This window comes from uncultured Allofournierella sp. (assembly GCA_944382705.1).
Lineage (GTDB): Bacteria > Bacillota > Clostridia > Oscillospirales > Ruminococcaceae > Allofournierella.
Window position 1 is genome coordinate 23,754 of record CALWNE010000016.1, and the last position, 25,361, is coordinate 49,114.

General features: G+C 49.5%; 21 protein-coding genes and 1 tRNA gene. 10 read left to right on the forward strand and 12 right to left on the reverse strand.

Going from position 1 to position 25,361, the window contains the following annotated elements; translation table 11 throughout:
- Positions 1 to 175 precede the first annotated feature (175 nt).
- Complete coding sequence (locus tag ACH2EM_RS02295; RefSeq protein WP_395150443.1) at positions 176 to 853, forward strand: class D sortase; 678 nt, start codon at positions 176 to 178, stop codon at positions 851 to 853.
- Here ACH2EM_RS02295 and ACH2EM_RS02300 read toward each other — a convergent pair.
- Positions 748 to 1,776 (reverse strand): LysR family transcriptional regulator, encoded by a 1,029-nt coding sequence (locus ACH2EM_RS02300; RefSeq protein ID WP_395150445.1) that lies wholly within the window; start codon positions 1,774 to 1,776, stop codon positions 748 to 750. The genes ACH2EM_RS02295 and ACH2EM_RS02300 overlap by 106 nt on opposite strands.
- A 325-nt stretch (positions 1,777 to 2,101) precedes the next feature.
- On the opposite strand from ACH2EM_RS02300, the gene ACH2EM_RS02305 reads away from it, so the two are divergent.
- From ACH2EM_RS02305 to ACH2EM_RS02325, 5 genes are all read left to right on the forward strand, one after another.
- On the forward strand, positions 2,102 to 3,292 hold the full coding sequence (locus tag ACH2EM_RS02305; protein ID WP_395150446.1) for an iron-containing alcohol dehydrogenase: 1,191 nt from the start codon (positions 2,102 to 2,104) through the stop codon (positions 3,290 to 3,292).
- Between the two features lie 162 nt (positions 3,293 to 3,454).
- Positions 3,455 to 4,297, forward strand: a complete 843-nt coding sequence (locus tag ACH2EM_RS02310; protein ID WP_395150447.1) for a sulfide/dihydroorotate dehydrogenase-like FAD/NAD-binding protein — start codon at positions 3,455 to 3,457, stop codon at positions 4,295 to 4,297.
- Between the two features lie 81 nt (positions 4,298 to 4,378).
- Entirely contained in the window at positions 4,379 to 5,782 is a 1,404-nt protein-coding gene (gltA, locus tag ACH2EM_RS02315; protein ID WP_395150448.1) for an NADPH-dependent glutamate synthase, read from the forward strand.
- Between the two features lie 210 nt (positions 5,783 to 5,992).
- Positions 5,993 to 6,748, forward strand: coding sequence for a GntR family transcriptional regulator (locus tag ACH2EM_RS02320; RefSeq protein ID WP_395150449.1), 756 nt, complete (start codon positions 5,993 to 5,995; stop codon positions 6,746 to 6,748).
- A gap of 219 nt (positions 6,749 to 6,967) precedes the next feature.
- Positions 6,968 to 7,054 (forward strand) — tRNA-Leu (locus ACH2EM_RS02325).
- Between the two features lie 247 nt (positions 7,055 to 7,301).
- Here the strand turns inward: ACH2EM_RS02325 and ACH2EM_RS02330 are convergent.
- The 10 genes from ACH2EM_RS02330 to ACH2EM_RS02375 all read right to left on the reverse strand — a co-directional run bounded on the left by ACH2EM_RS02330 (position 7,302) and on the right by ACH2EM_RS02375 (position 20,243).
- On the reverse strand, positions 7,302 to 7,868 hold the full coding sequence (locus ACH2EM_RS02330) for a signal peptidase I (RefSeq protein WP_395150450.1): 567 nt from the start codon (positions 7,866 to 7,868) through the stop codon (positions 7,302 to 7,304).
- 104 nt (positions 7,869 to 7,972) lie between these two features.
- Positions 7,973 to 8,482: a hypothetical protein gene (locus tag ACH2EM_RS02335; RefSeq protein WP_395150451.1), complete on the reverse strand. Its 510-nt coding sequence runs from the start codon at positions 8,480 to 8,482 to the stop codon at positions 7,973 to 7,975.
- Between the two features lie 128 nt (positions 8,483 to 8,610).
- Positions 8,611 to 9,546 carry a LysR family transcriptional regulator gene (locus tag ACH2EM_RS02340; RefSeq protein ID WP_395150452.1) on the reverse strand — a complete coding sequence of 312 codons (936 nt, stop codon included), beginning with the start codon at positions 9,544 to 9,546 and terminating at the stop codon, positions 8,611 to 8,613.
- Between the two features lie 529 nt (positions 9,547 to 10,075).
- Positions 10,076 to 14,737, reverse strand: coding sequence for an NPCBM/NEW2 domain-containing protein (locus ACH2EM_RS02345; RefSeq protein WP_395150453.1), 4,662 nt, complete (start codon positions 14,735 to 14,737; stop codon positions 10,076 to 10,078).
- A gap of 291 nt (positions 14,738 to 15,028) precedes the next feature.
- Positions 15,029 to 15,334 (reverse strand): hypothetical protein, encoded by a 306-nt coding sequence (locus ACH2EM_RS02350; protein WP_395150454.1) that lies wholly within the window; start codon positions 15,332 to 15,334, stop codon positions 15,029 to 15,031.
- A 154-nt stretch (positions 15,335 to 15,488) separates the two neighbouring features.
- Entirely contained in the window at positions 15,489 to 16,205 is a 717-nt protein-coding gene (locus ACH2EM_RS02355; RefSeq protein ID WP_395150455.1) for an ABC transporter ATP-binding protein, read from the reverse strand.
- Positions 16,206 to 16,207: 2 nt separating this feature from the next.
- Entirely contained in the window at positions 16,208 to 16,969 is a 762-nt protein-coding gene (locus ACH2EM_RS02360; RefSeq protein WP_395150456.1) for an ABC transporter ATP-binding protein, read from the reverse strand.
- A 3-nt stretch (positions 16,970 to 16,972) separates the two neighbouring features.
- A complete protein-coding gene (locus tag ACH2EM_RS02365) occupies positions 16,973 to 18,064 on the reverse strand; it encodes a branched-chain amino acid ABC transporter permease (RefSeq protein WP_395150457.1) in 1,092 nt (363 codons plus the stop codon).
- A gap of 10 nt (positions 18,065 to 18,074) precedes the next feature.
- Entirely contained in the window at positions 18,075 to 18,956 is an 882-nt protein-coding gene (locus ACH2EM_RS02370) for a branched-chain amino acid ABC transporter permease (RefSeq protein WP_395150459.1), read from the reverse strand.
- Positions 18,957 to 19,094: 138 nt separating this feature from the next.
- Positions 19,095 to 20,243, reverse strand: coding sequence for an ABC transporter substrate-binding protein (locus ACH2EM_RS02375; protein ID WP_395150460.1), 1,149 nt, complete (start codon positions 20,241 to 20,243; stop codon positions 19,095 to 19,097).
- A 421-nt stretch (positions 20,244 to 20,664) separates the two neighbouring features.
- Here ACH2EM_RS02375 and ACH2EM_RS02380 point away from each other — a divergent pair, with 421 nt between their 5' ends.
- The gene (locus ACH2EM_RS02380; RefSeq protein WP_395150462.1) at positions 20,665 to 21,243 is read left to right on the forward strand and encodes a xanthine phosphoribosyltransferase; all 579 of its coding nucleotides are present in this window, start codon (positions 20,665 to 20,667) and stop codon (positions 21,241 to 21,243) included.
- Between the two features lie 341 nt (positions 21,244 to 21,584).
- On the opposite strand, the gene ACH2EM_RS02385 is transcribed toward ACH2EM_RS02380, so the two are convergent.
- Positions 21,585 to 21,905: a YerC/YecD family TrpR-related protein gene (locus ACH2EM_RS02385; protein ID WP_395150463.1), complete on the reverse strand. Its 321-nt coding sequence runs from the start codon at positions 21,903 to 21,905 to the stop codon at positions 21,585 to 21,587.
- Between the two features lie 1,244 nt (positions 21,906 to 23,149).
- Between ACH2EM_RS02385 and acpP the strand changes: the two genes are divergently transcribed.
- The 3 genes from acpP to accC all read left to right on the forward strand — a co-directional run bounded on the left by acpP (position 23,150) and on the right by accC (position 25,357).
- Entirely contained in the window at positions 23,150 to 23,374 is a 225-nt protein-coding gene (acpP, locus tag ACH2EM_RS02390) for an acyl carrier protein (RefSeq protein WP_395150464.1), read from the forward strand.
- A 147-nt stretch (positions 23,375 to 23,521) separates the two neighbouring features.
- Positions 23,522 to 23,962: an acetyl-CoA carboxylase biotin carboxyl carrier protein gene (locus ACH2EM_RS02395; RefSeq protein WP_395150465.1), complete on the forward strand. Its 441-nt coding sequence runs from the start codon at positions 23,522 to 23,524 to the stop codon at positions 23,960 to 23,962.
- A 3-nt stretch (positions 23,963 to 23,965) separates the two neighbouring features.
- Positions 23,966 to 25,357 carry an acetyl-CoA carboxylase biotin carboxylase subunit gene (accC, locus tag ACH2EM_RS02400; RefSeq protein WP_395150466.1) on the forward strand — a complete coding sequence of 464 codons (1,392 nt, stop codon included), beginning with the start codon at positions 23,966 to 23,968 and terminating at the stop codon, positions 25,355 to 25,357.
- Positions 25,358 to 25,361 lie beyond the last annotated feature (4 nt).

The following is a 25,361-nucleotide window of genomic DNA, read 5'->3' on the forward strand; positions in this document are numbered from 1 at the left end:
TCCCCTCAAATCCAGCCCATCTCTTAATTGCGCTCATTTCACCCCCCTTTTGCCAGCTTCTCTTTACCCTATGGCTCTTTTTTGCTATACTGGCTTTGTTTATTCTTGCTGTGGCCAGGGGCAGCTGCCCAGTCACAGCCAACACCAAACCAAGAACAAGAAACGAGGTTTTTTCGTGCGTATTGTATACTGTATTCTTTCTGCCGTCTTGTGCGCAGCGGTTCTGGCAGGCTGCGGCAAGCCCGCTGATTCACAGCCAGACCCCACACCTACCCCAATCCCTACCGCTACTCCCGCCCCCACACCGGAACCCACCGTTGACATCAATACAAAGGGCGGCTATCCCCAGAGCGGAGACGAACTGGGCCGCATTTATATCCCCGGAACCCAGGTGGACTGCACCATTTACTGGGATGATACCAATGCAATCCTAAAAAAAGGTGCCGGCACCTATGCTGGCGCTTATATGCCTGGTCAGGGCGGCACCATCCTGGCCTGTGCCCACACCAATGCCCATTTTCGGGATCTGGAATCGGTGGAACTGGGCGACGACATTGTAATCGAAACCTACTATGGCGAATACCACTATAAAGTGGTGGACATGAAGGTAGCCCGGGAGGACGATACCACCGCCTACGACCTGGAAGCCCCCGAAGAAAACCTGATTTTGTACACCTGCTATCCCTTTGGTACCCTAAGCCGCACCTATGAGCGTTACTTTGTGTATGGCGAATTTGTAAGCGGCCCTCAAATTGTAGAAGGCACAACGGAAGAATCCGCCGGGGCTTCTTCCATTGCTTCCACCTCCGAAGCCGGCTCTGCCTCAGCGGATTCCGGCACTGTTGGCGACTGATAAAAACCCGTCACCATTCCCTGCCGATAGGCTGCCTCCTGCAAGGCCACCAGGCAGTCCCGTGCGGCAAGGCCCAGGCCGTGTTTTGCCTGCCACAACACCACATCCCGGTTCATGCCTGCATCCGGGCAGCTGCGCTGAATCAACCCATGGCGTTTGCATTCTGCTTCCGGCAGTGGATTGGACCAGGCATAACTGCCCCGCACCCCTCGCAGCACCTCATACATACTGGCCCGGTCATATACATGAATACGCCCTCCCCCTTGCTGTGGCGCAAGGGCAGACCGGGCAGTTTCGCCGGGTACCTGAGTTTCCCCGCGCAGCACATGGGTGTAGCTGCGCAGCTGCTGGTAACGCAGGCTCTTGTATTGTTCCAGAGGATGGGGCGAAGCCATGAGCACACAGGGCCGAAACTGCATCAGGGTACGGCTGGCAAGGCCTGCTTTAGCAAACAGCTCCTTAAAATGCTCATCGTAAATACATTGGTACCGGAGAATGGCCAGCTGCACCTGCCCCCGGCTCACTGCATCCATTGCATCGCTGGCTTCCATCTCGTGATACTGCACTTCCAGGGCCGTGTGCTGATTCTGCCGATTTAAAAAAGCTGCCAGCCCCCTGGTAATGTATCCGCTGTGAGGCCCTACGATGGACAGGCGCAGCCCTTCCTCCTGGTGCTGATAGATGCTTTCCAGCTCGTCCATTTGTTGAATGATGCTCTGGGCATACCGCAAAAACTGTGCGGCCTGCACGGTGGGCTCCATCCCCTGAGCCCCTCTGCGAAAGAGAGGCACCCCCAATTCCTTTTCCAGCTCCTTGATGGTTCGGCTTAAATTTGGCTGGCTAATGTATAAATTTTGTGCGGCACGGGTCACACTTCCCACTCTGCTTACCTCCAGCACGCACCGCATCTGTTGCAGATTCATTCCATTTTCTCCCTTTTAAATAAGTCGTACTTTTTAAACATTTTGAACAGTCAAAAGTCATACTTTTTCAAGTATCTTTCTCTTTTGACTAATTTTTTGTCCTTATTATATCAAATTTGATATGGATTCATTTCCATTTTATATTACAATTAAGGCAAAAACAATGGTAAGATGAATGCGTCAAGAAAATAACGACTATCCGCCGCAGAGTTGCGGCTTTCCTTAACCCAGTCCGTGTTAAGATTTTAACGCATAGGACGGTAGTTCTTGACTGTGTGCAGTATCAACTTGCAAAATGCATAGAAAACTTTGGAGGTAATGAACAATGGCTCGTTTTACTCTTCCCCGTGATTTGTACCATGGCAAAGGCTCTCTGGAGGAGCTAAAGAACCTGGGCGGCAAAAAAGCTTTCGTCGTAGTAGGCGGCGGCAGCATGAAGCGCTTTGGCTTTCTGGATCGGGCCGTGAACGCCCTGAAGGAAGGCGGCATGGAGGTTCAGCTGTTTGAAAATGTTGAGCCGGACCCCTCTGTGGAAACTGTGATGAAGGGCGCAGCAGCCATGACCGAATTCCAGCCTGACTGGATTGTTGCCATGGGCGGCGGCTCCCCCATTGATGCTGCCAAAGCCATGTGGGCTTTCTACGAATACCCCAATGTAACCTTCGAGGAGCTTTGCATCCCCTTCAACTTCCCCAAACTGCGCCAGAAGGCCCGTTTCTGCGCCATTCCTTCCACCTCCGGCACCGCCACTGAGGTAACTGCTTTCAGCGTTATCACCGATTATGCCAAGGGCATCAAGTACCCTCTGGCCGACTTTAACATCACCCCCGATGTGGCCATTGTGGACCCTGAGCTGGCCGAAAAAATGCCCGCTAAGCTTACCGCTCACACCGGCATGGACGCCATGACCCACGCTGTGGAGGCTTATGTATCCACCTGCAACTGCGATTACACCGATCCCCTGGCTCTGCACGCCATCAAGATGATTCACAACGACCTGGTGGCCAGCTACAACGGCGACATGGATGCCCGTGACCGGATGCACAATGCACAGTGCCTGGCTGGCATGGCCTTCTCCAACGCTCTGCTGGGTATCGTTCACAGCATGGCTCACAAAACCGGTGCTGCCTTCAGCGGCGGCCATATCGTACACGGCTGTGCAAACGCCATGTACCTGCCCAAGGTAATCCAGTACAACAGCAAGGTGGAAAGCGCTGCCCAGCGTTATGCCGACATTGCCCGGTTTATTGGCCTGACCGGCAACACCACCCAGGAGCTGGTGGATGCTCTGGTTGCTGAGATTAACAAGATGAACGCCGCTCTGAACATCCCCACCTGTATTAAGGACTACGAAGGCGGCATCATCGATGAGAAGGAGTTCCTGGAAAAGCTGCCCCAGGTTGCCGAACTGGCCATTGGCGACGCCTGCACCGGCTCCAACCCCCGCCAGCCCAGCCAGGAAGAAATGGAAAAACTTCTCAAGGCTTGCTACTACAACCTGCCCATTGATTTTTGATTTCAGTATTTTTGCTAAATATTTTTCAATGTTTGCCCTGGTGTATATTTACACCGGGGCTTTTTAGCGCTATAATAAGGAAGCGCCGTGTTAATTCGGTAACAAACAACTACTACTTCGTTGTGGTATTGTATTAAATGAGAGTGAAGGAAGCGAGGCACCATGTTTAAAATTGTTGAACGCAAAGAGTTGAACCCTACTGTAACAAAACTGGTGATCGAAGCGCCGCTGGTTGCTAAAAAAGCCCAGCCTGGCCAGTTCATCATCGTCCGCGCAAATGCGGACTCTGAGCGCATCCCCCTTACTGTCGCAGATTACGATCGTGAAGCCGGTACTGTAACCATCATCTTCCAGGTGGTGGGTGAAAGCACCATGGAGCTGAACCAACTGGCTGTGGGCCAGTCTGTCCACGACTTTGTGGGCCCCCTGGGCGTTGCAAGCCATCTGGACGGCCTCAAGAAAGTGGCCGTTGTGGGTGGCGGCGTAGGCTGCGCCATCGCCTACCCCATTGCCAAAAAGCTCCACGAAATGGGCTGTGAAGTACATAGCATCGTGGGCTTCCGCAACAAGGATTTGGTCATTCTGGAGGACGAATTCCAGGCCTGCTCCAGCAAGCTGATTATGATGACCGACGACGGCAGCCATGGCCGCAAGGGCGTTGTTACCGCTCCTTTGGAGGAACTCATCCAGGCTGGCGAGCAGTACGACGAAGTTATCGCTATTGGTCCGCTGATCATGATGAAATTCGTTTCTCTAACCACCAAAAAATACAATGTAAAAACCGTTGTTTCCATGAACCCCATCATGATTGACGGCACCGGCATGTGCGGTGGCTGCCGTTTGACGGTGGGCGGCGAAACCAAGTTTGCCTGTGTAGACGGCCCCGACTTTGACGGCCATTTGGTGGACTTTGACGAAGCAATGCAGCGCGGCACCATGTACAAAACCTTCGAAACCCATGCCCGCGATAACCACTGCAACCTGCTGAACAAAACCGCAGAATAATCTGCCTTTGCAGCACTCATTTAGCGCAGAATGCTTTTCTGCTAAAAAATTGAATTGAGAAATCATCGGAGGAACCCTATCATGGCACTGCATAATATGGACCCCAAGCGCTGCCCCATGCCCAGCCAGGATCCTAATGTCCGCAACAAGAACTTTGAAGAAGTAGCCCTGGGCTACACTCCCGAAATGGCTGTAAGCGAAGCCAAGCGCTGCCTTGGCTGCAAAAACAAGCCCTGCCAGGCTGGCTGCCCCGTTGGCATTGACATCCCCAGCTTTATTGATAAGGTAGCACAAGAAGATTTTGAAGGCGCATACCAGGTGCTGAGTGCTTCCAGCGCACTGCCCGCTGTGTGCGGCCGTGTTTGCCCCCAGGAAACCCAGTGCGAGGGCAAATGTGTTCGCGGCATTAAGGGCGAAAGCGTTGGCATTGGCCGTTTGGAGCGCTTTGTGGCCGACTGGCATCGTGAGCACAATACCACTGCACCCGCTGTTCCCCAGCCCAATGGCCACAAGGTAGCTGTGATTGGCGCCGGCCCCAGCGGCCTTACCGCTGCTGGCGACCTGGCCAAGCTGGGCTACAAGGTTACTGTGTACGAGGCACTGCATCTGGCTGGTGGCGTGCTGGTGTACGGCATCCCCGAATTCCGTCTGCCCAAATCCATTGTGCAAAAGGAAATTGAAGGCCTGCAGGCTATGGGCGTGGAAATCGAAACCAACATGGTAATTGGCAAGGTGCTCACCATCGACGAGCTGATGAACGACTACGGCTTTGATGCTGTTTATATTGCTTCTGGTGCAGGTCTGCCCCGCTTTATGGGCATTCCTGGCGAAAGCCTGAAGGGCGTTTACTCTGCCAACGAGTACCTGACCCGTGTAAACCTGATGAAGGCTTACGAGCCCGGCAGCAAGACTCCCATCCAAAAAAGCAAGAGCGTGGCTGTTGTGGGCGGCGGCAATGTTGCCATGGACGCAGCCCGCAGCGCAAAGCGCCTGGGTGCCGAGAATGTATACATCGTGTACCGCCGTGGCATGGACGAGCTGCCTGCCCGTAAGGAAGAAGTGGAACACGCCGAGGAAGAAGGCATCATCTTTAAGCTGCTCACCAATCCCATCCAGATTCTGGGCGATGAAAATGGTTGCGTAAAGGGCATGGAATGCGTAGAGATGGAGCTGGGCGAGCCCGACGAAAGCGGCCGCCGCCGCCCCGTGGAGAAGGCAAACAGCAACTTTGTGCTGGATGTGGACACCCTGATTATGTCCATTGGTACCAGCCCCAACCCGCTGATTCGCTCCACCACTCCCGGCCTGGAAACCAACCGTCACGGCTGCATTGTAACCAATGGCGACGACGGCCTCACCAGCCGTGAGGGCGTATACGCCGGTGGCGACGCTGTTACAGGTGCAGCTACCGTTATTCTGGCCATGGGTGCCGGCAAGCACGCCGCCAAGGCCATTCACGAATACATCCAGAGCAAGCACCAGTAATAGGCCTGCGGTAGGGCCCTTGCCCTGCTGAGCCTTGGCTCTGACATACCCTAAGATACCCCGGCTGCCTAAAATGCAGCCGGGGTATCTTTTGCGGTTGCTCTGGCCCTTTTATTTATGGTATACTCATAAGGCCCACTGCGGTGAATAAGTATGATGTTTTGCCCCCACAAGCATGGCAGGGGCGCAGGCAAGGAGGTAAAAAACCCTATGGCAAAAACCAAATCTGCCGAATCAACCCCCATTGGCGGTGCCGTTATCAGCCAGCAGATTGCATTGCAGCTGCTGGAGGAAATGCGCACCGGCCCTTACCAGCAAAGCGAGCGTTTGCCCGCCGAAGTAGAGCTTGCAGCCCGCCTTGGTGTAAGCCGCACCGTTATTCGGGATGCTCTGGCGGAACTGGAACGGGAAGGCTATGTGGAACGAGTGCGTGGCATTGGCACCGTGATTAACCGGCGCACTGTGCAGCTGCCCAACCGTTTGGACCAGAAGTTTGAATACAGCACCATGATTCGGGCTGCCGGGCATGAGCCCCAGGCAGACCACATTACCTTGCAGCAAATTTTTGCAGACAGTCACCTGGCCGACCGTTTGGGCATTCCATGCGGTGATCCGGTGTTGGTTGTGCGCAAGCGAATTCTGGCCGACCATATCCCGGTGATTTATTCCGTGGACTACCTGCCCCGCAATTTATTTGAAGGGCACAATCTGGAATTTTTGGATTTTTCTCGCCCTATTTTTGACTTATTGCAGGAGCTTTGTTCCATTACCATTACAAGCACAATCACCCATGTGAATGCGGTTTTGGGCGACGCCAACATTCGGGAAACCCTCAAGGTGCCAAGCCACGAGGCCCTTTTGCTGATGGATGAACAAAGTTTTTCCCGTTTGGCAAAGCCGGTAATGTATTCCCTCTCCTACTACACAAACTTTTTCCACTTTGCAATTCTGCGCAAAAAGATGTAATAAACGCCCTTGTGGTTTTACTCCAAAATCCCCCGGCTATGCTGTAAAGCAATTTTACAGCTGCCGGGGTTTTGTTCCTAAATTAACCCTCAAACACCAAGGCGATGCAACCTGTTTTTTGTATTTCAACAGCCTCTTTTTGTAAAAAATATTTGTTGACTTTTGGTTTTTGTTATGATAGAATAAATATCGTCGCTGAGATATGCGGCAAGCAAATATGCGGATGTGGCGGAATTGGCAGACGCGCTAGATTCAGGTTCTAGTGGTAGCAATACCGTGGGGGTTCAAGTCCCTTCATCCGCACCAAAACGAGGGTTCTGATAGCATTCAAGATGTTATCAGAACCCTCATTTTTTATAATTTTATCTGCCCATTCTTTAAAGAGCCCCCCTATGGCAATACGCTCTCTGGGCGGTGTTGCTATTCTCTCTTCTCGAAACCTCACACTCCTGCCCAGAGGCTCTTTTGTTCTATCCGCACACTTTAGTAACCGTTCCATCATAGATGTTTGCTCGGTATCTTGGATAAAAGTTTAAGCCTGCATTCAATCAGACTAGTTGCGGTTTTGTTTGTTTTTTTCTGCCTTTTCCTCCCAAATACTTTTTACAAGCTGATTCAGCAACAAAATTATACATTCTTCGCCTAATAAAATCAGACCAAATTTGCTTTTGAGAAACAAAAGAATTTTACCCAAATACGGAATATGGAACAAGTAAAGCCCAACCAGCTGCCGCCGGGTAGTTTGGTAAGCGTCCGGGTGGTCCACCCCCTCCGCAATGGTGCGGTAGATGGTTTCGTTCGTCTGATTTTGCTCGGTACCATAAAAATTATGGGTAATCAAAATATCCTCTCCAAACCGATTGGCCTTAAAAGTAATGATATCGCCGGCTTGAAGATTCAGCTTCTCCTGGGCACCGAACTGACGGGTAACCACCAAGGAATACACCGGGATACGGGGTTCCATACTGTGGCTAAGCACTGTATAGCACTGCAGGCCGGGCAAAGAGTTGGCAACCTGCGGAACGAACAACTTTACCCCTATGTACATTGCCAATAGGACTATGCAAAAATAGAATAGAATATTGCATAGAATTTTCGCCTTTTTTAAAACAGGTGCCATACTGCTGTTATCTCCTTGAAAAAGTTGTAGGATTTTAAAAAACCAACTACCTGATAAAAACGGTAGTTGGTTTTTTAGGGGAAAATAGGAATATTTAATCCAACTTAGCTGAGACTTGCTTTCAAAGAAACACTTACAGCCGTGCTCTGGCTGAATTTGCTTTTAGACCCTTCCTTGGGAATAACTTTTACGGTATAGGTATTTGCACCACTGTGATTAAAATCAGTGTCCGTAAATCCTGTGCTTGCACTGCCTTTCAGAGCTACGCTATTATGATCTGCGGTATTATCAACCAATTCAATCGTGAAATCATCAATTGTGATGCCGCTGCTATCGCTAACAGAAATTTCGGGTTTAATGGTTAAGGTATTGGCTTGACTGTCCGTATCTGTAACAGTGATGGTAATCGTATCGCTTGCCATGCGGGTAGAACCCAAGGTGTCGGTAGTCTCAAAGGACAGCTCGTTCAGAGCTACTTCTACAGGCTTGCTAAAGGTAACGCTTGCCGCTTTAGATACTTCCAGGGTGTCCCAAGCAGCGTAGGTACCAGCAGAAGTAGCTACAACGGCAACAGCGGTTGCCAAAGACAGAATTGTAGTTTTTTTCATAAACATAACAGTGTGCCTCCTCTTATTGCGTATTCCTACAGCGAGATTTATGAAACTTCGTTTTCCCTTGCGAGTTATATTCTAGCATACTTAGAGGCACTTGAAAAATACCAGTTTTTTCATATCATGATATGCTAAAAAATGCATACCCCTGTTATTTGATAGGCTTTCAAAAACAGCTCTAAAAACAGGCGTGCAGGCTGAGAAAACTCCTCTCGATTGCGCTGCAACAACACTAAATTTTGCTTAGCGCTAATGTTGTCTAGGGGAACTGTAAGCACATCGGAATGGCTTAGCTCCTTCATGTTCCATATATTTCCAATCATATAGGCGCCGGTGTGCTGGAGCATCCGCAAAATAATGTGGTAGTTGTTTACGGTGATGGTGCGGCGTGGGTTGCCCGCAGCACTTTTTCTGTAGTCGACCATCTCCAGGTTCATATTCGAGAAAAAATCGAAGGGCAGATGCAGATTAGGGTATTGCTCAATATCCTTGGACTGAATTGCAGTTTGTCCTGCAAGAGGATGATTTTTGTGGATATGCAGGCATACTGGGCCTTGGGCCAGAACCGTGGTGCGAACCTCTTTTGCATCTGCAATTTTAGAAAATACAGGCATTTGATGGTCGTTTACTACTACTATGGCAATTTCTGACTCCTGGTTGGATACTTGTTCCAGTGCGGTTTCCAAATTGGTTTCGTAAAAGCGTATCTCAGCATCGATGGAATCGAGCTGGCGGTAAAAGCGAAGCATCATGTCATCTTCCAGGTAAAATCCCGCAATGGTAATATGCAAACGGCTAACCAATCGTTGACCGTCCAAACCTTTCAGGCGTTCCAGCATAAGCAGCTTATCTCTAATGGAATGGGCATAATAATACATTTGCTTACCCATAGGGGTTGGTTCAACACCACGGGCAGAACGCCGCAACAAAGGTTTACCCATCTCTTTTTCCAGTGCACCAATAATGCGGCTCAAACTGGGTTGTGAAATATAAAGCTTTTTTGCTGCTGTACTAATGCTGCCGCAATCTACAACCTCAATGAAATACTCTAATTGACGAAACTTCATTTGATACTCCTCTCAAAAGCGTTTAAATACGCAACAAATTGCTTTCTATAATACCAAAATGTATTATACCATGCCTTTAGTTTAAAGGCACCATTCTCACGCTATTTCTCTGCATAAAATTACAGTTGCTTTCAATTTATTGTATCGTTCTTTTGCCTGACAATTTTCTCTCTTTCATGAAAATAATGAATTTTACAAATTTGCAACGCTTCCCCTTTCCTTGCGAAAAAACGAAAATCGCCGAATAAGAAAGTCACCTGATTTTAACATCAGGTGACTTTCTTTATATTCTATTTTATGGTTGTAGTTGTCTCGCCCTTGCCCGACAAAGCAAAATTCGTTGATGTTGGTTTTTGATTTACACTCTTCCTCTTGTTTTAATCCTAATGTTGCTATAGAAAGATAAAGCGATCTTCCGCTGCACTATTTTTCAAATGAGCTGCTTTATAATGATTCCAAAAAGCCCGAAACTGGTTAATAAAAAACACTCCCACAAAGCAGCTATGCTTGTGAGAGTGTTTTTTATTAATTATTTGCGTTTTTTGTTCAGTATAACAAATCCGCCAATTCCAACAAGCAGAACCAGGGCAATTCCTGCAATCCACAAAACAGCAATCTCAGTCATGGTATTGCTGTTGTCGATTTGTACGCTGTCAGTTGCAGATTCCGCAACAGATTCAGAAGAAGAATCCATGCTGGAATCCGTGCTTTCGGTCAATTCGTTCTGAACAGGGCCGGTATCGCTCTTAACCATCAAGAAATATACAGAGCAGTGTTCCAGCGGAATGGAAACCCATCCATCCTCGCCTACCACCACTTCTGTGATGGCCTCGGCTTTTGCACCTTCTGGCTGATAATACAGCTCCATTGTCTGGTTGGCAAATTTCTTGTCTACCTGAATCTGCAAGGTTGCCTTACCGGGCAGTTTGCCGCTAAAGGCAGTTTCAAATGCCACATACTCTTCGGCAGCTGCAACCTGCTCAATTTCGCTCTTTACGGCATCGCTTACCTGCATGGTAACTCGTGCATCGAAATCAGCAGGAAGTTCCTGCGTCTCGTCGATGTCCTCGCTCTTAAAGGTCCACTCGTAGCTTTCGCCCTGCAGCTTAAGCTCTTGCTGCTTCATGGTTTTCAGCATTTCAAATACCTTAGCGGTAATTGTGGGACGCTCCTGCATATCAAAGGACAAGGTATTCTCATCACTCTGGGCGTGCTGAATAACATCTTCCACATCATAGCGTGTATGATTTTTTTGGCTGTTAGAGTCCTTTCCATTGGAAGGCTTCTTGGTAGCCTGTGGAGCTGCGCTGGGCTGTGCAGTTGCAGTAGGCACTGCGCTGGGCTGTGCAGTGGGCTTTGCGGTAGGCTTTGCAGTAGGCTTTGCAGTAGGCTTTGCCGTGGGCTTTGCACTAGGCTCCGCAGTAGGTGTTGCAGTAGGTGCTGCAGTGGGTACCGCAGTGGGTGTTGCAGTAGGTACCGCAGTGGGTGCTGCAGTAGGTGCCACAGTAGGCTCCGCAGTCGGTGCTGCAGTAGGTACCGCAGTGGGTGCTGCAGTGGGTGCTGCAGTAGGTACCACAGTGGGCTCCGCAGTCGGTGCTGCAGTAGGTGCCACAGTGGGCTCCGCAGTCGGTGCTGCAGTAGGTGCCGCAGTGGGTGTAGCTGTAGGCTTCACAATCCAGGTAACCTCAGCAGTGATTTCCTGCTCGACTCCGTTTGCATCCAGATATTTGAAGACAAAAGTTCCATTGTCTTCAAAAGTGTGGGTGGTTTCGGTGCCTTCAACTGGCTTGCAGCCTTCTGGCAATACCAGCTCAGCCACTACTGGCCCCTCAGTGGTTTTGTCTGCGGGAACATCGTAGGTAATGGTTACATCGGCCTTATACTTTTGGGTGGTATCCTCGTAAAACTCCAACATTCTGCCAGAAAAATACTTATCAGCCTGGCCCGCATGCAACCAGTGACTTTGAGTAGAGTCAATTTTCACATAGCGTGCCGGGTAGGAACCACCCAGATTTAAGGTTTGCCACTCGGCAGAGTTGGGCAGGTTTTCGTATGTATAAACCTTGGTCCAGGTTTCACCGTCCAAGCTAGTGTATACATTACCGCTCTTCATACGGCCGCTGCTATCATAGGACAGATACTTAATTGTGCTGATAAAGTGTACCTGATCCAGCTGCACAGCAATATACTTTTCGGTATCCTCCCAGTCCCAAGTGGTATGCCAACGGGTATTGTAATTTCCGTCAATAATGTTTGCTACATTATTGTTTCCGCTGGCCTGGAAGCTGGAATACTTATACAGCGATACATTCTTAAGGGGAATGTAGGTTGCTGTTTCGGTATCGGGGTTTTGTGTGAAATGATAGGTCTGCACGGGACCTGCTGTATAGGAACCGTAGCTCTTGTAGCGGAACTGTACATCTACATCACCAGCAAAACGATTGGTGCTGTTCAATCCGCTCTCGTAGTTGTTCCAAGTTACGCCCTCATCCAGGCTGTATTCCAGGTTAGCAGTATCGCCGCCAATCAGCAGGTTTTCATTGTCGTTCAGGTAAATATTGGTAGCAACGCTCTTACCAGACTCAATGGGAATGGTGTAATTGGTGGAAACACCCATCAGGCCCACCAAAATATCCTGCTCTGCGGTAATGCGATTAATCTGCTCATTGGTCAATTTAATCTGGTGCTGAGTGGTATAATCTTTGCCATCTTCAAAGATTTCCCAGTTGTTTCCGCCATCCAGAGATACACGCACCTGAATTATAGATTCGGCATACTTTTCATTTACCAGAATGGTGCCCGCATGGTCGCCATCAAAGGAGAAGGTTGCAAATGCGCCATCATTCTTTTGCAGCAAGGAGTTGGCAATGCTCTTGCAGGCACTGTTCTGAAGGCTTTCAGCCGCAGTGGCCTTGCTGGCCAGAGTCAAGGATTCTTCCTTTTTGATATCCAATTGGATTTTTGTCACATCATCTTGAATGCAATTGCGAATCAGGCTCAGCAAATCCACCATGGGTGCCGGGAAATAACGATATTCTACCGAAACTCGATCTGCCAGTTCCAGCCACTGGGCATCCGTAGTGGTGGAATCCTCCTTGTAAGAAAGGTACAGGCCGTACAAAGAGTCCAGGTTTTTGCTGTAACACTGCAAGGATTTTTCCAGTGCCTGCTCGTGTTCATCGCTACCCTTTGCATAACTGTTTGCAATCAGGTAATAGAACATGGAGTTCAGGTAGTTGCTGTAATCATTCAAGGCATCCTGTGCCAGCAGCATATAGGTTGTATTGTTGCTTGAATAGGTGTTGTTATACGACTTTACACCCCATTCAAAGATGGTTCTGTAAGCAGTCTCAGAATTCCAGTACCAGCTGGTGAAAGAGCTTTGCCAGCCGCCCGCATTATCGGAAATAGACCAAATGCCCTTTCCATTGCTGTCCTTAGAGTACAGCAGATAAGCCTCGTGACCAGGCTGGTAAGTACCAAACGCTGCAATACCCTGAACCTCGTTTACATTCAGGCCTAGGCCTGCCAAGCCCCAGCAGATGGCACCGGCATCGATCATCATCCACAAACGCAGCCGGTTAGGGGTACCATAGGGAATGCCATAGCTCAAGAAGTCGTACTTTGCATCCCATTCCGCCTGGTTTTCTGCTGCAAAATACTTGGGTACATTGTACCCGATGTTCACATATCGGGTATAGCCATAGCCGTTGTAACGGCGCCAGTCATTCAGGCTGGTTTCGGGAGGATATTTTTTGTCGATGTAAGCACGCAGCCACAAAATTTCATCATCGTTCATGCGGGCATCCATAACCGCACGAACCAATTCCATCTCGTAGTTTTCGAACTCACTCTTGCGTACAAAGCGGTTGTCATCGTACAACTGCTTAAAGAGCTCGTACTTAACCACGGGGTCGGAGTTGGGGGTAGCTGCATTTTCGGTGCTGCTGAACTTTACCAAAAAGGTCTTGAAGTTTTTGGAGTATGCAGCTGCTGTTGCCAGCAGCATCTTTTTATAGGTCAGGTTGCTCATGTCATCCTGATGGGCATGATACAGCCGGCCCAATGCAACAATGGCATTGTAGCCTGTACCACAGTAATAGCCACCTGCTTCAATGAACAGCTGCAGGGCATTTTCATCGGTTTTCAGCCAATCGATTGCATCCGCCACACCATCAATGTACTTTGCCGCAACCTGGATGTTATCGTAACCAATTCGGTTTACAAACTCCCGTTCCAGCACCAATTTCTTGTGGTTCGCATAGGCTTCGTCAATGCCGTACTGAGCAATCTCCTTGTCGTACTCCTCCAGGGTTTTTACGCCGGTGTAACCTTCGGTAGCGGGGTCGTATTCCGCCGTCATCAAACGGAGGTCGCCATATACCGCATGGTCATTGCCGTTGCCGCCGTTTTCATCAGCTACCAGTCTGATATAGGTATACTGGGAAACATCCTGGCGGATGTGTACTGCCTCATCGGCAGAGGTGAGAACACCGGTTTGCTGAAGTACAGTCCAATCCGATTTATCGTTGGAGCCATAGACGATGATTTTAATCGAGCCATTGCCGTTGCGGCCGGCATCAACGCCCACATACGCATCCAAGATGGGATACTGTGCACTATACTGGGAAATATCATAAATCAGATTGGAGGGCGCATGGGCACCTACGCCCTTTAAAAACTTTTGCGCCTTACCGTTTACCAGCAGAGAAATAACACCGCCGCCGGGGTTGGTATCCTTTTTAATTCCCGTTAAATCAATTTTGTTGGGTCCGCTCCATGCAGTAGATTCCGGATCGCAATCAATGCTGGACAAGAACACATAGGGCGCAGCCTGTGCCTCTGCGGACAACAGAGAGACGCCGTCCACATAAACACTGGACTGCACCATGGACATATCGTCCGTTTCTTGCTGGGAATCCGTTCCCTTGCCTGCGTTTTGGAAATCCTGCTGCATCTGCTCAATGGTTACACCACTAAGCTCCTCCAGCTTTTGGATTTCTTCGCTCTTATCAGATGATTGCTCCAGCAACAGGGTGGATTCTTCTGCAGACTGATCCATCTCTATCTGAGTCTGGTCATTCAAAAGGTCCAAACCTCTTGCAATTACGCTAAACGGGTTTGCCAAAATTGCAGCCGCCGCCACACCAGCAACCATCTGTTTCCATCGATGATTTTGTTCTTTTGACATATCGCTGTTGTTTCCTTTCCTTGTGCCGTAAACTACACACATTTTACACAACTTTAAGTTTTATTAATCATATACGATTGCACTCCATCTTGCAAGCGATAATAATACCTTTTTCACTATTCATAAAACAGTCATACCTTTAAAAACTCTCCTTGTAAAAAACTTACAAGAACCTTCCTTATTATTTCTATAAAACCAAATAAAAACCCGGCACACTTGCCCCGCTCCCAAGGTAAGGAGCCAGTGTGCCGGGCCTATTTTAGTGGTATTTGAGAGTTTGCCTGTGGTTAATTAGCGCTGGATGTTGTCGGAGCAGCAGGGGTAGTACAGATTGTTGCAAACAAACTCCAGCTTTTCCTTCAGAATATTTTCCAGGCCGCCGATTACATTCACCATGTTGGCCACGGATTCGTTCACTTCCATGAGCTGACAAAAGTCAATGCATTCCATGGCGATGGCACGCTGCAATTTTTCACCCTCAGCGTTCAGGATGTGGCTCATGGCAGTTTCTTCCAGAGCGATGCTTTCCAGCAGGTCGATGACAGCCTGCTGAAAGGAAACCGGATGTGCGTTTACAGAAATACTGGGCATAGACATAATACATTACCTCCCGTTGTTGTTTGAGATACCTCCATGTTTTTTGGCGGTACCCCATTCTATGTTTTGTTCTGCAAAGTGTTCCATCCTTTTTTAACTGCCCGCAAATAAAAGCTCGCCTCCTGTCCGCACTGGACAGGAGGCGAGCTTTTGTTTAGCAGCCCAAATAGGCCTTACGCACCTCAATGTTGTTGGCCAGCTCATCTGCCGGACCTTCCATTTTTACAGTGCCGGTTTCCAGCACATAGGCCCGGTTGGCAATTTCCAGTGCCATTTTGGCGTTTTGCTCCACCAGCAGCACTGTCATGCCAGCCTTATTTACATCCTGAATGATTTTAAAAATCTCTTTCACCAACAAGGGCGAAAGACCCATCGAGGGTTCATCCAGAAGCAGCATCTTGGGCTTGCACATCAAGGCCCGGCCAATGGCCAGCATCTGCTGCTCACCGCCAGAGAGGGTGCCTGCCTGCTGCTTACGGCGCTCTTTCAGCCGGGGCAGGCGTTCAAAAATTTCCTCCATGTCATCGGCAATGGCTGTGGCGCCATCTTTGCGGGTATAGGCTCCCATCAGCAGATTTTCCTGCACCGAAAGTTGGCTGAATACTCGACGGCCTTCCGGCACCTGCGCCAGACCCAACTGGATGATTTTGTGAGCTTCCATCTGGCTGATGCGATTGCCCATAAAATCGATAGTTCCGCTTTTGGGCTTCAGCAGGCCGGAAATTGCGTGCATGGTGGTGGTTTTGCCTGCACCATTGGCGCCAATCAAGGTAACGATTTCCCCTTCATTTACATGAAAGGATACATCCTTAATGGCATGGATAGAGCCGTAACAAACATTTAAATCGGTTACCCGAAGCATTTCCCCCATGGTCAATCTCCTCCCAGATAGGCTGCAATTACCTTTGGATTGTTGCGGATGGCCTCACCGTTGCCCTGGGCAATCATGCGGCCATATTCCAAAACAAAGATGTGTTCACAAATGCCCATTACAAAGTTCATGTCATGCTCAATCAGCAGGATTGCCACCCCAAATTTTTGCTGTACAAATTTGATGGTGTTCATAAGCTCCTCGCTCTCGCTGGGGTTCATACCAGCAGCAGGTTCATCCAAAAGCAGCAGCTTGGGGTTTGTGGCCAGGGCACGGGCAATCTCCAGCTTACGCTGCTTACCATAGGGCAAGCTGGAAGCCGGCAGGTCTGCCTCCGCTTCCAGGTCAAAAATTTTCAGCAGCTTGCGGGCCTGGTAGTCCATTTCCGCTTCTTTTTCCCGAAAACCAGGCAGCCGGAAAACGCCCGTCCACATGGGATAGCGGATCTGGTTGTGCAGGCCCACTTTTACATTTTCCAGCACAGTAAGCTGATGAAACAGCCGGATGTTCTGAAAGGTACGGGCAATGCCTGCCTGGTTGATAGCGGCAGGTGTTTTGCCGGTAATGCTTTTGCCATCCAGAATAATATCCCCCTCGGTGGGGCGGTACACACCTGTGAGCAGGTTAAACACAGTGGTCTTGCCTGCGCCGTTGGGGCCAATCAGGGCGTACAGCTTGCCCTGCTCCAGTTTCATATCCAGCTGGGCTACCGCCTGCAAACCGCCAAAGGCGATGCCCACATTCATAACTTCAAGCAATGCCATCCCTTAGGCCTCCCTTTGTTTTGTAGATCGTTTGCAAAGTGCATGAAACAGCGGCACACGGGCCAGCACCTGCACAACATGGCTGCGCCACTGCTGCACCTGAGGGCTTTGGTTAAAAATCATAGCCCCAATCAGTACCACTGCATACACCAGCATACGGTAGTCCTGCAAGCCACGGAGCATTTCCGGCAGTACATACAGCACCGTTGCAGCAATCATGGAGCCACGGATGTTGCCAATACCGCCCAGTACCACAAACACCAAAATCAAGATGGAGGTGTTGTAGTCAAATTTTTTGGTAGCCAAAGTAGAGTAGTTTAAGGCGTACAGCACACCTGCCATGCCTGCAAACCCGGCAGACAGGATAAAGGCCATCAATTTATATTTGGTTACATTGATGCCGGTGGCTTCTGCTGCAATGCGGTTGTCCCGAATGGCCATAATGGCACGGCCTGCACGGGAATGAATAAGGTTCAGCACCACAAACAGAGTAATCAGTACCAGCACTGTACCCGCCGTAAAGGTGGAGGCCTTTTTCATGCCGCTGATGCCGATGGCACCGTTGATGATAATCTGGCCGCCTTCCTGCAAACCAAGAGAAGCGCTATCCTGCAAGGAAAAATGCAGACCCCGGGCATCCCAACCCAGATACACTGCGTTCAGCAGGTTTTTAATGATTTCGCCAAAAGCCAGGGTTACAATGGCCAGGTAGTCGCCCCGCAGACGCAGTACCGGAATACCAATCAAAAAGCCGCACACCGCTGCGGTTGCGCCGCCCACCAGCATAGCCAGAACCAATGCCAGAACGCCAGGCATGGCAGGGCCCGCCAGCACCCAAAACACCGCACCGGCAAAAGCGCCCACGCCCATAAATCCGGCCTGGCCCAGGCTCAACTCGCCCAGAATACCCACCGTGAGGTTAAGGGAAACTGCCAGCACCACATAGGCACAGATGGGCACCAGCATACCTTGCAGGGAGTTGTTCAAAAAGCCACCCGCCAGCAGGGCCTGTACTACCAGATAAAACAATACTACCATGCCATAGGTAATCAGGTTGCTTCTGGTGGATTTTTTCAAGGTCTTTAAACGATTCATAGCAACCACCTTACACCTTTTCGTTGATTTTTTTGCCCAGCAAGCCGGTGGGCCGTACCAGCAGTACCACAATGAGTACTGCAAACACCATAACATCTGCCAGCTGAGTGGAAATGTATGCCTTGCTTAAAATCTCGATCACACCCAGCAGCACACCACCCACCATTGCGCCGGGGATGGAGCCAATACCGCCAAAGACGGCAGCTGTAAATGCTTTAATACCGGGCATGGCGCCAGTGGTTGGCTGCAAATTGGGATAGGCCGAGCACAACAGAACACCGGCCACCGCTGCCAGTGCAGAACCAATGGCAAAGGTCATGGCAATGGTGGTGTTCACATTGATGCCCATCAGCTGGGCTGCGCCTCTGTCCTCGCTGACAGCCAGCATTGCACGGCCCATTTTGGTACCATTTACAAAGCTCATCAAACCTACCATAATAACTGCGCTGGCCACCAGAGTTACCAGCGTGATGCCAGGAATGGCCAGCTTTCCCCCCATCAGATGCAGCGTAGGCAGACTGATGACAGAACCAAAGGATTTGGGGTTGGAGCCCCAGATCAGCAAAGCCAGGTTTTGCAGCAGATAACTCACGCCGATGGCGGTAATGAGCACCGCCAGCGAGGAAGCCTGCCGCAAAGGCTTATAGGCGAACCGTTCGATTGCTACGCCCAGCACAGTGCAGCACACCATGGAGAGTACCACTGCCACAAGCGGAGGCATACCGGTTTCGGTAACTGCTACATATACGATGTAACTGCCCACCATAATAACATCACCGTGAGCAAAGTTCAGCATTTTGGCAATGCCGTACACCATGGTATAACCCAGAGCGATGATAGCATACACGCTGCCCAGGCTGATACCATTAATCAAGTAGGATAAAAACTCCATGTTCAACTCCCCTTTTTGCAATAAATCGCCCAGGGCATTCCGTGGGCCGCAGGGCCGTTTGCCCTTCGTCGACAAAAGCCGCCCGCCAGCATGATTGCCGGCAGGCGGCTGCTTTTAAAATGGGCTGCTTACTTGCTGTTACATACCCACATAAGCGCCGTTCCCAATTTTAACTGCACGAGGTTCCTTGTTCACTTCGCCAGTGGTCTCCCACTTCATTCCGCTTCCGGTCAAGCCGTCCAGCGTAATTTGAGGCATGGTTTCCACCAGCTTGTCGCAGATGTCCGATGCACTCATATCCGGGGTAATGCCAGCCTGCTCGCAGGCAGTAAAAATAGCGTACACACCATCGTAGGCATCCGCCGCAAACTGGTTGGGCACATCGCCAAAGCGCTCTTTATAGGTAGTTACGAAATTCTGAGTTTTTTCGTCCTGCGCATCAGCAGCAAAGGGGGTCAGCAGCATTACACCCTCAAACAGGCTGGTATCTGCACCGGGAATGGTCAGCAGACCATCCAGACCATCACAACCAAACACAGCGGCTTCATAGCTCTGCTTTTTCATCTCCTGGATGATGAGGTTTGCCTCGCTGTAATAGATGGGCAGGAACACCAAATCGGCACCTGCGCTCTTGGCCTTTTGTACCTGTACAGAAAAATCGGTTTTGCTATCTGCGGTAAAGGCCTCATCTGCAACTACTTCCAAACCATTTACACTGGCCTGCTGCTTGAATTTATCGTGCACACCGGCAGAGTACGGATCCGAGCTGTCGTAAATGATGGCTACCTTGCTGGCCAGACCGTTTTCTTTGATATAGTCAGCCGAAGCCTGGCCCTGGTTGGGGTCTGTAAAGCAAACCTGGAACGCGGTGGCGGATGCCACTACCTCCGGCGCAGAAGCCGAAGGGGTAAGCAGGAACATATTGTCCTCTGCCGCCTGGGGTGCAATTTGCAGACAGGGCTGGGTGGTAACAGTGCCCAGCAGCACCTGCATGCCCCAATCCTTCAGGTTGTTGTATGCGTTGAGGGACTTTTCTACATCGTTTTCGTCGTCCTCAAACTTAAGTTCAAGCTGCAAGCCACCCTTTGCATTGATTTCTTCCACGGCCAGCTGTGCACCGTTTTTTACAGCGTTGCCATAAATGGCTGCACCACCGGTCAGGGGGCCAATGCCGCCAATTCGGATTGCGGTACCGGTTGCCTGTTGACCAGATTCTCCTGCCTGCCCACAGGCAGCCATGCTTACGGCCATTGTTGCCGCCAGCACTGCGCTAAGTACTTTTTTCATAATTGATTCTCCTTCTCCAACTTTTTGGTTTTGCAAGGAATCCACCATTGCATTCCTATTTGACTGTTTGGCCAAAGACTTTTGTTTTTTATTATTATACGAGTAAATCCAGGGTCTGACAATTCGCTATTTCACCATACTTTTTAGCGTTATAAAGCGAAAAGGTTGTAAATTTACACAAATCGAAATTGTCCTATAAGACAATAAGTATTGTACAGAAAAACATCAAAACAATTTAAATGATTAAACAGGCCCCTTTTCTTCTATTTTTTTATAAAAATCCTGCCAGAAGCATTGCAAAAAAACAGTTTTTTTGTATAATAGATAACATTACATTTTTTTGGCCAAGGTGGTGGGTGGTATATCCCCTCACTCTTGTGCAGATTGAGAAACAGATTTTTAAGTTGGGGAGCGAATACACATGAAGTTTTTGGAAGATCGCATTATGCAGGATGGTCAAATGCGGCCAGGCAATATTTTAAAAGTGGATGCCTTTTTGAACCATCAGCTGGATGTAGACCTGCTGGATAAGATCGGCCAAGAATTCTACCGCATTTATAAAGATGACGGCATTAACAAAATCCTTACCATTGAGGCTTCTGGCATTGCCATTGCCTGCATGACTGCACGGTACTTCAATGTTCCGGTGGTGTTTGCTAAAAAAGCAAAAAGCAAAAATCTGGATGGTGAAGTATACACCTCAACGGTACACTCCTTTACTTACGGGAAGGAGTATAACATTACTCTTTCCAAAAAATTCCTCTCCCCTTCCGATAAAGTGCTCATCGTAGATGACTTTTTGGCCGTAGGCAAAGCCATGCAGGGCTTGCTGGATGTATGCAGCCAAGCTGGTGCCACCGTTGGCGGTATTGGCATTGCCATCGAAAAGGGATTTCAGCCTGGCGGGGAAAACTTGCGTGCAGCAGGTTATAAGCTCACCAGCCTGGCCATTGTGGATGGCATCGACGAGCAGGGCGGCGTACAGTTCCGCGCTCAGTAAGCAGTGTCACACCCTCGCATCAAGCCCTTTTAAAAGGCGGATGGGAGGGTGTTTTTTTGTATCAATCTGCCCATGCTGCCAAAATCGCCCCTCATCTGGCGGCTCAAAAACTCACTGGCAGCCTTGCAAATCCTCTCTTGCCTTTATAATAAGGTAAGAACATTCTCCGGGAGTTATCTTACAGCCTGGATGGGTCTTTTGCCCATTTTCCCTGCATCTACACAACAAAACACCCCAGTGCAAAAGCACTGGGGTGTTTTGTTGTGTACTCATTCATCCAAGCCGATTGGCAACGATACATAGCTACCAGCCTATTCCCTTGGCTTAAAGCCCTGGTTCGATTACTGGTTTTCCTCCTGAGCCGCCTTCTGCTCCTTAACCCGGTTGATGATCAGCTCGTAACCACCATTGCCATACTGAATGCACCGGTTGATGCGGCTAATGGTAGCAGTGCTGATTTCAACACTCTTTACAATCTGCTCGTAGGTTTTGCCATCCAGCAGCATTTTAGCTGCCTCCAGGCGCTGAGCCATATCGGCCATTTCTTTCATGGTACAGAGGTCTTCAAAAAAAGTATAGCACTCCTCCATGGTATTCAGCGAAAGTATTGCCTCAAACAATGCAGTCGTTGCAGGACTCTTCAGATGATTTTTATCAGCCATTGTGCACCTCACGATTTGCTTTGTTGTTTTATCTAGCTAAAGCTTATCATAAAAACAACCAAAAAGCAAGAGTTGTTCTTTAAATGTTTTTTTGCAAATACCAAATCTACTCCGCCAAATGTGGCTGCACAGAATTTGTTCTGCGTTGCTTCCAGAGCCGATTCATGCTCAAACCACAGCTTTCTTGCCTGGTTAGATTGTTCTCCCCCGGAGAGCAGGACTTATTTTATCACGACACTCTTTTAAATTCAATGCTTTTCTTCAAATTATCGCTTTATCGGAGCGTTTTGGTACATTCGGCCAAATTGTATGCTCCAAAAAAACAAATTGCAAGATTTTGCGCCCCATTTTGTTGGCATTTCTTGGATTATTTTCGCTAAATGATTCGGTTTATTTGGGTTTTTAAGAATGATTCTTCTCTTTATACCCCCACTTCTCTCTAATCAATTGCAGCCATTCTTTTACTTGCATTTCTGCGGCAAATAGCAGCTTTGGAATAAACTTAATCGGAACAAACTTTATTCGATACTTTATTTTAGAATTTTTGGTAAAATATAGTATAATGCATAAGTGAGTTTATTGGTACTCTGGCACGGATTTTTCTCCCTCTTTTGTTTCGTCTGCTTTAATTTTTTCTGGCAAGTACCACAAGCCCCCCTAAAAGGCACTCACATCCATTCAGACCTTGGAGCAGCCCGACCATACTTTATACCGGATGGACAAAATTTTCGTCCATTCCAATGGGATTTATACACTCGTTTTCATGGTCCTTTATTTTAAAAAATCCGGGCATCTCAGTGTCTTCTGCATCGAATATGGCTGAGTGGCATTTATCCTGCTCTTTATATTATATAATGTAAGGCCCCCGATTCCGCTTGTCTGGTTTTGCAAGAGTGTACACAAACAAATCCCGCTCTTTTCATTGAAAACCATCAAATTGGATTAAACTACCTTTAGCGGATTTAACTCAAATTGTGGTTTTACTTGCAGCTTTTAGATGTAAGTTACACAGATTGTAAATCAGAATCTTGATATTTGTTATTTTTTTACAATTCAAAATTTAAAACAGCATCAAATTTAAATAACTTTTATAAATTGTTTGATTTTTATCCAAATACAATTGACATTAGAGCTTCAACTGGTTAAAATAATTCTATAATTTTAATTAAATAATTTTAACTAAAATTATGGAATGAATTTCGCATAGTAAAACTTTAAAGTAAACAGAAAGTGAGATATGAACTATGTTTGAAAAAGTGCGTGATATCATTGTGGATACCCTGAGCTGCGAAGCCGATGCCGTTACCATGGAGGCTACCTTGGCCGAAGATCTGGGTGCCGACAGCCTGGACGCTGTGGAGCTGAACATGGCTCTGGAAGACAACCTGAATGTATCCATTCCTGACGAGGACCTGGCTAATATGAAAACCGTTGGCGATATCGTTTCCTACCTGGAAGCTCAAGCCTGATTGTCCGCACAGGGTTTCCATACCTTTTGTGCTCAAAGCTCTGGCATATACGCATCCCCCCTGGGTCTGCCCAGGCAGGAATGCCTGCCGGAGCTTTTTCCATATCAGCCTGTTGGCTGCAAACCATGAAACGAGGAGGTTCCCGGCATGAACTTGGAACAAATCACCAGCTTATTGAACGCATTTGATCGCAGCAGCTCTACCCGACTGGAGTACCAGTGCGGTGAGGAGCACCTTGTGTTGGAAAAAGCCCCGGCCGCTCCTGTAACCTGCGCTCCTGCTGCCGCCCCTGCTGCCAGCTCTATTGCCCAGGACCTGGCGGCTGCTGCACCGGAACAGGCCGCCTGCGGCCAAACCATTGATGCGCCGCTGGTTGGCACCTTTTATGTGGCCAGTGCCCCTGGTGAAGCTCCCTTTGTACAGCCGGGCGACCGGGTGCGCAAGGGGCAGACCATCGGCCTGATTGAGGCTATGAAGATGATTAACGAGATTCCCAGCCCCTGCGACTGCGTCATCCATAAGGTGGTGGCCCAGGACGGTGCTCTGGTTGGTTTTGGGGAAGCTTTGGTGGAAATTCAGGAGCTGTAAGCTATGTTGAAACGAATTTTAATTGCCAACCGGGGCGAAATTGCCGTGCGCATTATCCGGGCTTGCCGGGAGATGGGCATTGAAACCGTTGCGGTGTACTCCACAGCGGATGCCAACGCACTCCATGTACAGCTGGCTACTCAGGCCATCTGCATCGGCCCTGCAAAGGCCAGCCAGAGTTACCTGAACCAGAGCGCAATTCTGACTGCTGCGCTGGAAACCGGCTGCGAAGCCATCCATCCTGGTTACGGCTTTTTGTCCGAAAACGACGAGTTTGCGGACCTTTGCGCCCGCTGCGGGCTAAAGTTCATTGGCCCCAGCGGCCATGTAATCCGTCAGATGGGCAACAAGGCTGCCGCTCGTGCCCTTATGATTCAAGCCGGTGTGCCGGTGGTTCCCGGCTCCGAAGGTGTACTCACCGATGCCGCTCATGCATTGGAACAAGCGGAGCGAATTGGCTACCCGGTACTGCTGAAGGCAAGTGCCGGCGGCGGTGGCCGTGGTATGCGCCGGGTATTCAGCGCAGAGGAACTGCCTGCCGCCTTTGCCGCAGCCCAGGCCGAGGCTGTTGCCTGCTTTGGCTGCGGCGAGATGTATCTGGAAAAATTGATTCTTTCCCCCCGCCATATTGAATTTCAAATCATGGCAGACCAGCAGGGCCATGTGGTTCATCTCGGAGAGCGGGATTGCTCCATCCAGCGCAAAAACCAAAAACTCATGGAGGAGTCCCCCTCCAAGGCTCTCTCGCCGGAGCTGCGTCAGGCTATGGGCGAGGCTGCCGTGCGGGCTGCCCAGTGCTGTGGCTACGAGGGCGCCGGTACGGTGGAATTTGTGGTGGACCCTGCGGGTAACTACTACTTTATTGAAATGAACACCCGCATTCAAGTAGAGCACCCTGTCACCGAAATGGTCACCGGCAAGGATTTGGTACGGGAACAAATCCGTGTAGCCGCCGGGCTGCCTCTCTCCTTTACCCAGCAGGACATCCATCTGGAAGGCCATGCCATTGAGGTGCGCATCAACGCCGAGGACCCCACCAGGGGATTTGCGCCCATGCCTGGCCGTACCGAATTCATCCATTTCCCCGGTGGTTGCGGCGTTCGGGTGGATTCCGCCCTGTACAACGGCTGCGAGCTGAGCCCCTTTTACGACTCCATGGTAGCCAAGCTTATTGTCCGCGCTCCCACCCGCTTGTTGGCCATCCGCCGCATGCGGCGGGTTCTGGAGGAATTTGTGGTGGAAGGTTACCCCACCAGTTCGGACCTGGCACATCTGATTTTGCACCACCCTGTCTTTTTAAAGGGCGAGTACTCCACCGCCTTTTTGGAAGAACATCTGGACCAGCTGCTGGACTGGATGGAAAAAGGCTGCACACCCCAGTTACAGGAGGAATAACACG